The 12666-nt window shown below is 70.5% G+C and carries 13 protein-coding genes; 6 read left to right on the top strand and 7 right to left on the bottom strand.

Translation table 11 applies throughout. From position 1 onward, the window contains the following. The first annotated feature begins 45 nt into the window (after nucleotides 1–45). Nucleotides 46–735 carry a hypothetical protein gene (locus tag ACRWND_RS02465; protein ID WP_431945337.1) on the top strand — a complete coding sequence of 230 codons (690 nt, stop codon included), beginning with the start codon at nucleotides 46–48 and terminating at the stop codon, nucleotides 733–735. A 176-nt stretch (nucleotides 736–911) separates the two neighbouring features. Here the strand turns inward: ACRWND_RS02465 and ACRWND_RS02470 are convergent, their stop codons facing one another. Next, nucleotides 912–1805, bottom strand: coding sequence for an amidohydrolase family protein (locus ACRWND_RS02470; RefSeq protein WP_431945339.1), 894 nt, complete (start codon nucleotides 1803–1805; stop codon nucleotides 912–914). A gap of 94 nt (nucleotides 1806–1899) precedes the next feature. Continuing rightward, nucleotides 1900–2688, bottom strand: a complete 789-nt coding sequence (locus tag ACRWND_RS02475) for an SDR family NAD(P)-dependent oxidoreductase (protein WP_431945341.1) — start codon at nucleotides 2686–2688, stop codon at nucleotides 1900–1902. Between the two features lie 215 nt (nucleotides 2689–2903). Between ACRWND_RS02475 and ACRWND_RS02480 the strand changes: the two genes are divergently transcribed. Continuing rightward, nucleotides 2904–3455 (top strand): TetR/AcrR family transcriptional regulator, encoded by a 552-nt coding sequence (locus tag ACRWND_RS02480; protein ID WP_431945343.1) that lies wholly within the window; start codon nucleotides 2904–2906, stop codon nucleotides 3453–3455. A 374-nt stretch (nucleotides 3456–3829) separates the two neighbouring features. After that, nucleotides 3830–4438 carry a YdeI/OmpD-associated family protein gene (locus tag ACRWND_RS02485; RefSeq protein WP_431945345.1) on the top strand — a complete coding sequence of 203 codons (609 nt, stop codon included), beginning with the start codon at nucleotides 3830–3832 and terminating at the stop codon, nucleotides 4436–4438. Nucleotides 4439–4595: 157 nt separating this feature from the next. Here the strand turns inward: ACRWND_RS02485 and ACRWND_RS02490 are convergent, their stop codons facing one another. From ACRWND_RS02490 to pdhA, 4 genes are all read right to left on the bottom strand, one after another. Then, nucleotides 4596–4790 (bottom strand): hypothetical protein, encoded by a 195-nt coding sequence (locus tag ACRWND_RS02490; protein ID WP_431945347.1) that lies wholly within the window; start codon nucleotides 4788–4790, stop codon nucleotides 4596–4598. Between the two features lie 102 nt (nucleotides 4791–4892). Next, nucleotides 4893–6296 carry a dihydrolipoamide acetyltransferase family protein gene (locus tag ACRWND_RS02495; RefSeq protein ID WP_431945501.1) on the bottom strand — a complete coding sequence of 468 codons (1404 nt, stop codon included), beginning with the start codon at nucleotides 6294–6296 and terminating at the stop codon, nucleotides 4893–4895. Nucleotides 6297–6348: 52 nt separating this feature from the next. Then, complete coding sequence (locus ACRWND_RS02500; protein ID WP_431945349.1) at nucleotides 6349–7323, bottom strand: alpha-ketoacid dehydrogenase subunit beta; 975 nt, start codon at nucleotides 7321–7323, stop codon at nucleotides 6349–6351. A gap of 2 nt (nucleotides 7324–7325) precedes the next feature. After that, nucleotides 7326–8477: a pyruvate dehydrogenase (acetyl-transferring) E1 component subunit alpha gene (pdhA, locus tag ACRWND_RS02505; protein ID WP_431945351.1), complete on the bottom strand. Its 1152-nt coding sequence runs from the start codon at nucleotides 8475–8477 to the stop codon at nucleotides 7326–7328. Between the two features lie 310 nt (nucleotides 8478–8787). On the opposite strand from pdhA, the gene ACRWND_RS02510 reads away from it, so the two are divergent. From ACRWND_RS02510 to ACRWND_RS02520, 3 genes are all read left to right on the top strand, one after another. Beyond that, entirely contained in the window at nucleotides 8788–9477 is a 690-nt protein-coding gene (locus ACRWND_RS02510) for a response regulator (RefSeq protein WP_431945353.1), read from the top strand. A gap of 234 nt (nucleotides 9478–9711) precedes the next feature. Next, complete coding sequence (locus ACRWND_RS02515; RefSeq protein WP_431945355.1) at nucleotides 9712–10395, top strand: GntR family transcriptional regulator; 684 nt, start codon at nucleotides 9712–9714, stop codon at nucleotides 10393–10395. Further along, entirely contained in the window at nucleotides 10395–11699 is a 1305-nt protein-coding gene (locus tag ACRWND_RS02520; RefSeq protein ID WP_431945357.1) for an MFS transporter, read from the top strand. The genes ACRWND_RS02515 and ACRWND_RS02520 overlap by 1 nt, the downstream gene beginning before the upstream one ends. A gap of 15 nt (nucleotides 11700–11714) precedes the next feature. Here ACRWND_RS02520 and ACRWND_RS02525 read toward each other — a convergent pair whose 3' ends face one another. Then, nucleotides 11715–12545: a maleylpyruvate isomerase family mycothiol-dependent enzyme gene (locus ACRWND_RS02525; RefSeq protein ID WP_431945359.1), complete on the bottom strand. Its 831-nt coding sequence runs from the start codon at nucleotides 12543–12545 to the stop codon at nucleotides 11715–11717. Nucleotides 12546–12666 lie beyond the last annotated feature (121 nt).

A 12666-nucleotide genomic window follows, 5' to 3' on the forward strand; every position in this document is an offset into this window, starting at 1 on the left:
TGGTATGAACGTCGGATCGCACGTGTACGGCGGGGGGAGCGACGAATGGCTGCGGACGGGAACGAGACGACTGCCGGTGAGACGGAGCGGACGGAACAGAGCTTCATGGCGCTGCCGGACGCCACCGAGGACACGTGGGAGCCATTCGCCACGCGTCTTGTGGAGGTCGTCCGGATCCTCGGGCTCGACGTCGTTCCAGAGCCTCAGCCGGGTGGACCCCTGACCTGGGAGCACCGCGCTCGGGCGGCGCTGCGTGAGGCGTGCCGCCAAGGCATGGGCCTGTCCGAGGCAGCGTTCGACGCACTCGTCAAGGCAGCGGTCCACGATCCCAACCCGAGTCTCAACCGTGGTTTCATCGAGCCGGCTCTGAACGCGTTCGGACGCGGCCGCGTCCGATCCGCGCTGCTCGGGTACCTGCGGACCGGCTCGGACCTTGAGCGAGCGGGCGCTGCGCGGGCCTGGTACTGGTCAGCCCTACCCCTACGGATGACCCTCGTACGGGCCAAGAGCCCCGGATTCACCGGTCAGGCTGAGCCCGATGACGGCTCGGCCGGCGCCGGGCCCTCCGCCGCCGGGGCGCCGGTCGCCCAGACGATCCGGCAGCGCTCGTCACCGTTGAACCTCACGCCCACCCTGCCTCGCCGGACTTCCATTCGATCGATCGCGAGGCCAAGACGTTCACGTCTTCCGGTCGCCGACACCGGCCGCGTCGTCGGTTACCCGAGTCTCACGTAGCAGGCCGGCGTCCAGGAGCGGAGGGATGTCCACAGGACGGGTCGGCATCCGCAGTCGGTCCGCACGCAGCCCCTCCATCCGCGTACGAGGTCGCCCGGCGAGCCGTTTGTAGCGGTCGATCGCGTCTGCGCCGGTCGAGCGATCACCAACCAGGGCAGATCGAACTCAACGACCTCTCAGGACTTCCAGTCCAGGACGCTGCGGATGGTGCGGCCGAGCATCCATTCCTTCTCGGCGGCGGAGAACTCGTTCGAGTCCAGCAGGTAGTGCAGGCTGTGTGAATAGGGTGCCGGATGCGGGGACAGCCCGGGCTTGACGGCCTGAGTGTGGTCGCTGGCCCACAAGATCCGCTCGGCACCGTAGGCGTCGACGACCTTGCGGAAGTGTGGAATGAGGTCGGGGTAGGGGTAGGGCTCTCCCGCGAGGCGCTCGATGTGCGCCCACTTCACGTGGAGGTTGCCGTACTCGGCCAGAGACCGGATCTTGTCCAGTCGGCTGTAACGCTCGGTCGGCGCCGTCTCGGCCGTCGGCCAAGCGATGCCTATGTGATCGATGACAAACTTCAACCCCGGGAATCGCTGCAGGTACGGCTCAAGGGTCTCCGCCCGAGGGGTGACCATGATGAACACCGGCACTTGCTCGGCCTCACATGCTGCGAACAGCCTGCTGTAGCCGCCCTGCTCGAACTCCGGGTCGCGCCAGGTGTTGCCGTCGAATCCCGCATGGACCCGGATGCCGACGCACCCCGGCTTCTGGCGCAGACCGGCAACCACGTCCTCGAGTTCGGGGTCCTTGTAGTCCACCCGGCTCAGCCACACGAACCGATCCGGATACCTGGCGGCCGCCAGTTCCGAGAAGGGGCGCTCGGGACGCCACGCCCCGTTGGCATGGTAGCCGCCGGGAAGCATGTGGAACTGGTCGTCGAGGCCGGTGAACTCGTCGATCACGGCGCCGTGCACGCCCACAGCGTCCATGGCCACAATCGTCGCGTTGAGTGTGGTTTCGAGGTCGACCTCCTGCCAGTGGGGGCCTATCTGGTTGGCGTGGAGCTGACCGTCGATGATTTCCATGCTGGGTTCCTTCGTATGGATTCGTTGGATGACCGGGGTAGGCGTCTGCGGCCCCGGCATGCTGACGTCGGCTGCGCGGTGTCCGGCGCGTCGGTCAGGAATCCTGACTGCGGGAAAGGCCGGGCATGTGGGCGGTGATGCCGCCGTCGACCACCAGGACCTGGCCGTTGATGTAGGAGCCGGCGTCACTGGAGAGGAACGCGACAGTTTCCGCGATGTCCGCCGGCACTCCGGTGCGCTCGACCAGCCCGCCGGTTGCCCTCTGGAAAGCCTCCTGGCTCGCAGAGTCGTCGCCGACCATGATGACTCCCGGAGCGACCGCGTTGCAGCGCACTCCCCGCACGCCGTAGGTCGCCGCGATGGTGCGGGTGAGGCCGATCATGCCCGCTTTCGCCGAGGAGTAGGCGGTCGCGAAGTCGCTGATGCCGTACAGCGCCGCCGTCGAGGTCATCATGGTGATCGAACCGGTTCCCGCGGCCAGCATGTCCGGAAGTACGCGCCGCGCCCCAAGCATGGGGCCGCGGAGATTGGTGGCGAGCACCCGGTCCCACACCTCGAGGGAGCTGTCGAGCAGGCCGCGGTCGCCGGCTACCGACGCTTTGAGAGCCGCGTTGTTGACCAGCACGGTGACGGCACCGTGACGCTCCCGTACGGTCGCCAGAACCGACTCCCACGCGGAGTCCTCGGCTACGTCCAGCGGAAGTGCGTCCGAGACTCCCCCCGCCGCGCGGATCTGCTCGCACGTCTCCTCCGCAGTGGCGAGATCGATGTCGGTCGCGATCACCGTCGCGCCCTTGGCCGCGAGAGCCAGGGCGCATCCACGGCCGATGCCGGAGCCCGCGCCGGTCACCAGCGCCTGGCGGCCGTGAAGCGAGGTGTCCATGGTCTTCTCCTGAGGTTGCTCGCGTACTGGGACACGCGCCAGGCGGTTGGCGCTCCGGAGCGCTAACCATAGGGCCCCTCCGGAAGGGTAGCGTAGGACCCCTACGCTACCAAGAGCCGTAGGGGCCCTACATTTAAGGGGCAGCCATGTCGATTCCACAGGGAGCCGGGTCCATGCCCCAGGTCACACATCCGGCCGCTCCGCGCGTGCGACGCATGCGTGCCGATGCGCAGCGCAACTACGACAGGCTCCTCGAGGCCGCCGCGCTGGTCTTCGAGGAGCGCGGGGCAGCCGCGGCGCTGGAAGACATCGCCCGGCGGGCGGAGGTCAGTATCGCCACCCTGTACCGCCACTTCCCCACCAGGCAGGACCTACTGGAAGCCGTCTTCCTCCGCATTGCCGACACCCTTCGCGATCAAGCGTTGGAGTTGCTGGACAGCCCTGACCCGTTCCAGGGGTTCGTCCAGTGGCTGCGCCTGCACCTGGAGAGCGGGGCCACGGGCCGCGGCCTGGCCGCGAGCGTCATGACCGCCAAACTGCAGGACGGGACAGCGGTCAACACGAGCTGCAACGAGATGAAGGCGGCCGGTGAACAACTCCTGGCTCGGGCCCAAGCCACCGCGAGCGCACGGAACGGCGTCGACCTCGGGGATTTGCTCCTCGTCGTCCACGGGATCGTGCTCATCAACGAGCAACTCCCGACATCCCCGGACCGGCCGGAACGGATGCTCAACGTGATCGTCGACGGGCTGCGTGCTACACCCTGACCACCGACGAGTCGTGGAAACATGCCGGCGAGCTTCGCCACGGCGTGTACCGTCACCCGACCCGGCCTCATGGTGCGTCAAGCGGTACGAGTGAGACGGGAACGGGCTCTGCGCTCGTCGGCGATCATGACGCGCCGCACCTGCACTGCCGGCTGGTTGACCGTGCGGACCCGCCTGGCCAGGTTCACGCGCCGCTCGCACGGGAGAGCCGGCGCAGTGCTTTCTCGGGCTCGACGTCGATGAACGTGTGGTCGACCACCGGCTCGGCGGCAGCGATAGTGCGCGCCCTCAGCGGAGGCCGGTGAGCGAAGCCGCGCACGGAGCGGGCCGACGGTCCACGGGCATCCCGCATGCGGGCCTCGCCCGAACACCTCATGGCTGTCGGTCCGGTGTGGTTCGCTGACGGGGTGACCGACCATGAGGAGACCATCGCGTTCGCATCCGCCGAGGCGTTCCGGGCATGGCTCGACGTGAACCACGCCCTCTCGTCCGGGATCTGGCTCAAGCTGCGCAAGAAGGGCCCCGGAGTCGTCGCGCTGGACTACGCCCAGGCGCTCGACGAGGCGCTCTGCTACGGCTGGATCGACGGCCGGAAGGCCGCGTTCGACGACCAGTGGTGGCTTCAGCGCTTCACTCCACGCAGGCCCCGCAGCAAGTGGTCCAAAATCAACCGCGACAAGGCGGCCGCCCTGATCGAGCAGGGCCGGATGCATCCGGCGGGGCAGGCCGAGATCGACCGCGCGAAGGCGGACGGCCGCTGGGAGGCGGCCTACGACGGCGCGAGGACCGCCACAGTGCCGGACGACCTCACGGCGGCCCTGACCGCCGACCCGGCCGCGGCGGCGTTCTTCGAGACACTGGACGGGCAGAACCGCTACGCGATCCTTTACCGGATCCAGGACGCCAAGAAGGCCGAGACCCGGGCGCGCCGGATCGAGAAGTACGTGGCGATGCTGGCGCGGGGCGAGAAACCGCACCCGTGACCGAGGGGCGCCCCCCGGATCTCGCGTAGCTGCCGTGCCCGGCTGCGCCGCGCCGGGCGCCACAGGGGCACAAAACGACGACCCGGCGAACGGCCGTGAGGCGAACGTTGCCGTGAGGCGCTGGGCCGCGCCACCGCACACCAGCGGAACGCGGCGCTCAGGGGCTCAACTCGCTCACCGCGTCCGTGGTGGCGACCAGGCCGGAGTGGATCGTGGGGGCCAGGCTGGAGCTGGCGAGGCAGAAGCCGAGGAGGACGCACAGGATCGCGTGGGAGGGCTTCAGCGACTTCGCCCGGAGCAGGATGAGCGTGATCACGATCAGGAGCAGGACCACGGAAACGGATACCGCCATGGCGGTATGACGTCACATATCGCCGCCGGGGTGGGGGCGACACGCGCGGGAAGGGCCCGGACGTACACATGTCCGGGCCCTGCGCGTCGTCTGTCCGGGGGATCAGGCCCAGGTGATCAGACGCTTGGGGTACTCCAGGACCGCCGCGACGTCGGCGAGGAACTTGGAGCCGAGCTCGCCGTCGACCAGGCGGTGGTCGAAGGAGAGCGCGAGCGTGGTGACCTGGCGGGGCTTGACCTTGCCCTTGTGGACCCAGGGCAGTTCCTTGACCGCGCCGAAGGCGAGGATCGCGGACTCCCCGGGGTTGAGGATGGGCGTGCCGGTGTCGACGCCGAAGACGCCGACGTTGGTGATGGTGATCGTGCCGCCCTGCATGTCGGCCGGCGAGGTCTTGCCCTCACGGGCCGTCGCGACCAGCTGACCGAGCGCGGCGGCCAGTTCGGGCAGGGTCTTGGCCTGGGCGTCCTTGATGTTGGGAACGATCAGGCCGCGCGGGGTGGCGGCCGCGATGCCCAGGTTGACGTAGCCCTTGTGGACGATCTCCTGGTTGGCCTCGTCCCAGGCGGCGTTGATCTCCGGATTGCGGCGGATCGCGACCAGCAGGGCCTTGGCGACCAGCAGCAGCGGGCTGACCTTGAGCCCGGCGAAGGCCGGATCGGTCTTCAGCTCCTGGACGAGCCGCATGGTCCGGGTGATGTCGAAGGTGACGAACTCGGTCACGTGCGGCGCGGTGAAGGCGCTGGCGACCATGGCCGCGGCCGTGGCCTTGCGGACGCCCTTGATCGGGACGCGGGTCTCCAGCCCGCCCGCGGCGGGGGCCTGGGCGGCGGGCGCCGCTGCCGTCCCGGCGGCGGTGGACTGCGCGGGGGCGGCCGGCGCGGCGGCGGGGGCCGCCGCCCTCTGGACGTCCTCGCGGGTGATCGTGCCCTGCGGCCCGGTCGGGGTGACCGTGGCCAGGTCCACTCCCAGGTCCTTGGCGAGCTTGCGCACCGGCGGCTTGGCCAGCGGGCGCACCTCGGCGGGCGCGAACGCGGCGGACGCGGCCGGGGCGGGCGCGGCCGGGGGCTGGGCGACCGGGGCCGCCGGTGCCGGGGCCTGCCCGCTCAGCTCGTTCTGGATCGCCTGGAGATGGCCGGTCTGGGCCGGCACGGCGGGCTGCTTGCGGGGCCGGCGCTTGGTCGAGGAGGCGGCGACGCCGTAGCCGACCAGCACGGGTTGCCGCTTCTGCTCCGGCTCCGCGGCGGCCGGCTGCGGGGCGGCCTCGGCCGCCGCTCCGGCGCCGCCCTCACCGGTGTCGACGGTGATGATCACCGTGCCGACGTCGACCGTCTCGCCCTCGGGGAAGCGCAGTTCGTGCACCACCCCGTCGAAGGGGATCGGAAGCTCGACCGCGGCCTTGGCGGTTTCCACCTCGCAGACCACCTGGCCGTCGGCGACGGTGTCGCCGGGCTTGACGAACCACTTGAGGATCTCGGCCTCGGTGAGTCCCTCGCCGACGTCCGGCATCTTGAACTCACGGAAGCGCTGCGGTGCTGCCACTGTCGTCACAACCCTCTCCTCAGAACGCCAGCGAGCGGTCGACGGCGTCCAGCACCCGGTCCAGGCCGGGCAGGTACTCCTCCTCCACCCGCGCCGGCGGGTAGGGGGCGTGGAAGCCGCCGACCCGCAGCACGGGGGCCTCGAGGTGGTAGAAGCACCGCTCGGTGATGCGGGCCGCGATCTCCGACCCCATGCCGAGCTGCACCGGCGCCTCGTGCACGACGACCAGGCGGCGGGTCTTCTCCACCGACGCCTGGACGGCGTCGAAGTCCAGCGGGGACAGCGACCGCAGGTCCACGACCTCCAGGCTGCGGCCCTCCTCGGCGGCCGCGGCGGCCGCCTCCAGGCAGACCTTCACCATCGGGCCGTAGGCGGCCAGGGTGAGGTCGGTGCCCTCCAGGACCGTGCGGGCCTTGTGCAGCGGGGCGGGGATGCCGTCGGTGTCGACCTCGCCCTTGTCCCAGTAGCGGCGCTTGGGCTCGAAGAAGATCACCGGGTCGTCGGAGTCGATGGCCTGCTGCAGCATCCAGTAGGCGTCCTGCGGGGTCGACGGGGAGACGACCTTGAGTCCGGCGGTGTGCGCGAAGTACGCCTCGGGCGACTCGCTGTGGTGCTCGACGGCGCCGATGCCGCCGCCGTAGGGGATGCGGATGACGACCGGCAGCTTGATCTTGCCCAGGGCGCGCGCGTGCATCTTCGCGAGCTGGGTGACGATCTGGTCGTACGCGGGGAAGACGAAGCCGTCGAACTGGATCTCCACGACGGGGCGGTAGCCGCGCAGGGCCAGGCCGATCGCGGTGCCGACGATGCCGGACTCCGCGAGCGGGGTGTCGATCACCCGCTGCTCGCCGAAGTCCTTGTGCAGGCCGTCGGTGATCCGGAAGACACCGCCGAGCTTGCCGATGTCCTCACCCATGAGGACGACCTTGGGGTCGGTCTCGAGGGACTTGCGCAGCGCCTCGTTGAGGGCCTTGGCGATGGTCATCGTTGCCATGGTCAGTGACCCTCCGTGCTGTCCGCGAACGAGGCCTGGTACGCGGCGAACTGGGCGCGCTCCTCGTCGACGAGGGAGTGCCCGTCGGCGTAGATGTTCTCGAAGATCGACATGGGGTCGGGGTCGGGCATGGCGCGCACGGCCTCGCGGACGCGCTTGCCGAGCGCCTCGCTCTCCGCCTCGACGCCGGCGAAGAAGGCCTCGTCGGCGATGCCGTCCTTCTCCAGGTAGGTGCGCAGCCGCAGGATCGGGTCCTTGTGCTCCCACTGCTCGCGCTCCTCGTCGAGGCGGTAGCGGGTGGGGTCGTCGGACGTGGTGTGGGCGCCCATGCGGTACGTGAAGGCCTCGACGAGCATCGGGCCCTGGCCGGAGCGGGCGTGGTCCATGGCGGCGCGGGTGACCGCGAGGACCGCGAGGACGTCGTTGCCGTCCACCCGCACGCCGGGGAAGCCGAAGCCGGCGGCGCGCTGGTAGATCGGGACGCGGCTCTGCTTCTCGGTGGGCTCGGAGATCGCCCACTGGTTGTTCTGGCAGAAGAAGACGACGGGGGCGTTGTAGACGGCGGCGAAGGTGAAGGCCTCCGCGACGTCGCCCTGGCTGGAGGCGCCGTCGCCGAAGTAGGCGATGACGGCGGAGTCCGCGCCGTCCTTGGCGACGCCCATGGCGTAGCCGGTCGCGTGCAGCGTCTGGGAGCCGATCACGATCGTGTACAGGTGGAAGTTGTTCTCGTTGGGGTCCCAGCCTCCGTGGTTCACCCCGCGGAACATCCCGAGCAGGTTGACCGGGTCCACTCCGCGGCACCAGGCGACGCCGTGCTCGCGGTAGGTGGGGAAGACGTAGTCGTCCGGCCTGGTCGCCCGGCCCGAGCCGATCTGTGCGGCCTCCTGGCCCAGCAGCGACGCCCACAGACCCAGCTCGCCCTGCCGCTGCAAGGACGTGGCCTCCGCGTCGAACCGGCGGGTCAGCACCATGTCCCGGTACAGACCGCGCAGCTCGTCGGGGCTCAGGTCGATGGAGTACTCACTGTGTTGGACGCGCTCGCCCTCGGGGGTGAGGAGCTGTACCAGCTCCGGCTCTCCCTCACGGCGCTTCGCTCCACCGCGCGTGCCCGTACGGGGCGTACGGGGCTTCGCGGCAGTGCTTTTCACGCTCACGCTTGCTCCTCCGTCTGTCCGGCCCCCGGGATCCGCCGGCGGCCAGTGCGGCTCCTGCCCGACTCGTCGCGGCGCACGGGGTGTGTGCGGCACGGCCGAGCCGGGAGTGTTGGTCGACCCGGCGGGAGGCCCTGCGAAGTGAACGTTACCCACACCTTCCACTTTCGCGCGAAGGGTGTCCTACCTGCGGTTTTGTTTGGATTTCCTAGTAAATGGACGTTCTCGCAGGCCACCGGGACAACGGCACGGTATCCCGAGGATCGATTCTTCGTAAGAGGTCGGCGCGGGTCGCGTGTGCAACGCTGAACTTGTGACCGAAAAGTCGGGTATCAGGGTTTTCCTCCTGGACGACCACGAAGTCGTCCGGCGCGGGGTGCACGAACTCCTCGCCGCCGAGGACGGGATCGAGGTCGTCGGCGAGGCCGGCACGGCCGCCGAGGCACTGACGCGGATCCCGGCGGTGCGCCCCGACGTGGCGGTGCTGGACGTACGGCTGCCGGACGGCAGCGGGGTCGAGGTGTGCCGGGAGATCCGCTCCTCCCAGCCCGGGATCGCATGCCTGATGCTCACCTCCTACGCCGACGACGAGGCCCTCTTCGACGCGATCATGGCGGGCGCGTCGGGCTATGTGCTCAAGGACATCCGGGCCAGCGACCTGGTGGGTGCCGTGCGGGACGTCGCCGAAGGGCGGTCGCTGCTGGACCCGGTCGCCACCGCGCGCGTGCTGGAGCGGCTGCGCGGCGGCGCGGGACGCCAGGAGGACCGCCTCGCGGACCTGACCGACCAGGAGAAGCGGATCCTCGACCTCATCGGCGAGGGCCTCACCAACCGGCAGATCGGCGACCGGCTGCACCTGGCGGAGAAGACGGTCAAGAACTACGTCTCCTCCCTGCTCGCCAAGCTCGGAATGCAGCGGCGCACCCAGGCCGCCGCCTACGTCGCACGGCTGCGCGGCGGCGGCTCCGCGGGCACGGATCCGCAAGCGGGCCCGGGGCGGTGAGAGGCTCGAGGCAGTGAGGGACCCGGGGCGCTGAGGGACCCGAGGGCGGAGGCGGTGAGCGGCGCGCCGGGCGCCGAGGTCGCCACCCCGGCCACCCCGGCCACCCCGGCCACCCCGGCCACCCCGGCCACCAAGGGCCGAGCGCCGACACGTACCAGTCCGTATGCCCTGTACCAGTCCGTATGCCGGACTGATCCCCTGGCGCATACGTCTTGTATCTATGATGTGCGCATCATGACTCGAAGCCCCGCGGCCGCCGCCTCCGTCGCCAGCCCCGAGCCGGCCTCCAAGCAGCCGCCCGCCGCCGAGCGGGTCTATGCGCACGTCAAGCAGGCAGTGCTCGACCGCCGCTACGAGGGCGGCACCCTCCTGAGCGAGGGCGAGCTGGCCGAGGCCGTGGGCGTCTCGCGCACCCCCGTCCGCGAGGCCCTGCTCCGCCTGGAGGCCGAGGGCCTGCTGAAGCTCTACCCGAAGAAGGGCGCCCTGGTGCTGCCGGTCTCCGCGCAGGAGATCGCGGACGTCGTGGAGACCCGGCTGCTCGTGGAGCGCCACGCGGTGACGAGGGCGGTGCCCGCCCCGGAGCGGCTGCTGACCCGCCTGGAGGAGCTGCTGGACGAGCAGCGCGGCCACGCCGCGACCGGCGACCTCGCCGCCTTCGCGGCGGCCGACCGCAGCTTCCACGCCGAGATCGTCCGCGCCGCGGGCAACCGCATCCTGTCCCACCTGTACGACCAGTTGAGGGACCGTCAACTTCGCATGGGCGTGGCGACGATGAACGCCGATCCGGGGCGCATCGCCAAGAACGTCGCCGAACACACCGAGATCCTCGCGGCGTTGTGTGCGGGAGACTCCACCACCGCGGCCGCCCTGGTCGAGCGGCACGTCAGCTGGGTGAGCCACCTGGCCCGAGGGAAGTGATGACCACGAGCGGCACCAGTACCGGGGAACCGCCCGGCGGCGCCAGAGCCGTCGCCGTGTGGAGCATCGGCACCCTCGTCTACACCGTCGCGGTCGTGCACCGCACCAGCCTCGGCGTCGCCGGCATCGACGCCGCGGAGCGCTTCCACATCGGCGCCTCGGCGCTGTCCACCTTCTCGATCCTGCAGGTGCTGGTCTACGCGGGCATGCAGATACCCGTGGGCCTGCTGGTCGACCGCCTCGGCACCAAGAAGGTGCTGACCATCGGCATCGTACTGTTCACCGCGGGCCAGCTCGGCTTCGCCCTCTCCCACGCGTACGGACCGGCCCTCGCCGCCCGCGCGGTGCTGGGCTGCGGCGACGCCATGACCTTTGTGAGCGTGCTGCGCCTGGGCTCGCGCTGGTTCCCGGCCCGCCGCGGTCCGGTGGTCGCGCAGGGCGCCGCGCTCTTCGGCGTGGCGGGCAACCTGCTGAGCACCGTGCTGCTGGCGCGGCTGCTGCACTCCGCGGGGTGGACCCCCACCTTCGTCGGCACGGCGCTGGGCGGCGCGCTCGTCCTCGTCCTCGTGCTGGCCTTCATGAAGGACCACCCCGAGGGCTTCGAACCGGCGCCCGCCGAGCGCCCCGGGCGCGGCTACGTCAAGCGGCAGATCGCCGCCGCCTGGCGGGAGCCCGGCACCCGGCTCGGTATGTGGACGCACTTCACCACCCAGTTCTCCGGGATGGTCTTCCTGCTGCTGTGGGGGCTGCCGTACCTGGTCGAGGCCCAGGGGCTGTCCCGCGAGACCGCGGGCACCCTGCTGACCCTGGTCGTGATCGCCAACATGGTCTTCGGCATGCTCTTCGGGCAGATCATCGGCCGCCACCACGGCGCCCGGATGCCGCTCACCCTGGGCGTCGTCGCAGTGACGGCGGCGATGTGGGCGGTGGTCCTGGGGTGGCCCGCGGACCACGCCCCGCTGTGGCTGCTCGTCCTGCTCTGCGTCGTGCTGGGCACCTGCGGCCCGGCGTCGATGATCGGCTTCGACTTCGCCCGGCCGGCGAACCCGCCCGAGCGCTTCGGCACCGCCTCCGGCATCGTCAACATCGGCGGCTTCACCGCCTCGATGGCCACGCTGCTCGCCATCGGCGTCCTACTGGACGCCGCCGGCGGCGACTACCGGGTGGCCTGGAGCAGCGTCTTCGTCATCCAGGCGCTCGGCCTGGTCCAGATCCTGCGGCTGCGCGGCCGGGCCGCTCGGCTGGAGCGGCAGCGCATCGCCGCCAGCCGCGTCGAGAGCGTCCACGTCCCCGCCGGGACATGAACGCTCCCGCCGGCGTCACTGCGTGACGGCGATATTCGCCAGGATGGCGTCGGCCAGGGACTCGTCGCCCTCGATCTTCAGGCGGTCGGCCACCGCGTGCGCCCGCGTGCGGCCGCAGGTGAGCCGGAGGAAGGTCTCCCAGTCCATGGTCAGCGTGACCGCCGGGCCGAGCGAGACACTGCCGTCGATCGAGCCGTGCCCGTCGGCGTCGACCCGGACCGTCCGCATGAACTCCAGCTCCCCGTGGACGTCGAAGACCACGGCCGAGCCCGCGGGAGCGCCCGCACGCTCGGCGACCACCTTCGGCAGCTCGGAGAGGATGTGGTCACGGGCGACGGACGCGCCCGGCGAGTCGAGGTTGCCGGGCTCGCCGAGGGCCCGGCGCAGGTCCTGCTCGTGCACCCACACGTCGAAGACCCGCCACCGCAGCAGCTCCTCGAGGGTCGTCTCCCGGCCCATGGGGCCCCGCACGACGTCCTGCGCACCCCGGGTCTCGTTCCGCAGCTGCCGCGACCGGCGGATGATGGTGTAGTCGAGCTCCCCGACCACCTCGGGCGGAGTGTGGTGCCTCCGCTTGTCGACCGGCACCTCCACATAACGGGCGTGCTCCGTGGTCATGTGCCGAAGGTCGCTGGGGAGCGTGTGGATCGGCCGGGGATCACCCAGCATCTCGCACTCGTAGCCGATCACATGCGACACGACGTCGCGCACGGACCAGTACGGGCATTCGGTCGGCCGGTTCCAGGCGCCCGCCGGAACGGGACGGACCAATTCGGCTATCGCTTCTATGGAGTGGGTCCAGGCGTCGATGTACGGCTGGATCTGACTGTGGACGGTGCCGGTCACGGGACCCCTCGACGGTCGGAGCGCGGTCGTGGTGTGCGCCATAAATTACGCTGCGCAGTGACACCACGGGAGTGCTTTCGTGTGACGATCGTAGGCCCGCAAGAACGTGCCGAACTCATGG

It is taken from the genome of Actinacidiphila sp. bgisy167 (assembly GCF_965342175.1).
GTDB lineage: Bacteria > Actinomycetota > Actinomycetes > Streptomycetales > Streptomycetaceae > Actinacidiphila.

Excerpts from the sequence above, each read along its gene's own strand:
- ACRWND_RS02465 (WP_431945337.1), top strand. The coding sequence starts at position 46 with ATGGCTGCGGACGGGAACGAGACGACTGCCGGTGAGACGGAGCGGACG.
- ACRWND_RS02470 (WP_431945339.1), bottom strand. The coding sequence starts at position 1,805 with ATGGAAATCATCGACGGTCAGCTCCACGCCAACCAGATAGGCCCCCAC.
- ACRWND_RS02475 (WP_431945341.1), bottom strand. The coding sequence starts at position 2,688 with ATGGACACCTCGCTTCACGGCCGCCAGGCGCTGGTGACCGGCGCGGGC.
- ACRWND_RS02480 (WP_431945343.1), top strand. The coding sequence starts at position 2,904 with ATGCGTGCCGATGCGCAGCGCAACTACGACAGGCTCCTCGAGGCCGCC.
- ACRWND_RS02485 (WP_431945345.1), top strand. The coding sequence starts at position 3,830 with ATGGCTGTCGGTCCGGTGTGGTTCGCTGACGGGGTGACCGACCATGAG.
- ACRWND_RS02490 (WP_431945347.1), bottom strand. The coding sequence starts at position 4,790 with ATGGCGGTATCCGTTTCCGTGGTCCTGCTCCTGATCGTGATCACGCTC.
- ACRWND_RS02495 (WP_431945501.1), bottom strand. The coding sequence starts at position 6,296 with ATGCCGGACGTCGGCGAGGGACTCACCGAGGCCGAGATCCTCAAGTGG.
- ACRWND_RS02500 (WP_431945349.1), bottom strand. The coding sequence starts at position 7,323 with ATGGCAACGATGACCATCGCCAAGGCCCTCAACGAGGCGCTGCGCAAG.
- ACRWND_RS02515 (WP_431945355.1), top strand. The coding sequence starts at position 9,712 with ATGACTCGAAGCCCCGCGGCCGCCGCCTCCGTCGCCAGCCCCGAGCCG.
- ACRWND_RS02520 (WP_431945357.1), top strand. The coding sequence starts at position 10,395 with ATGACCACGAGCGGCACCAGTACCGGGGAACCGCCCGGCGGCGCCAGA.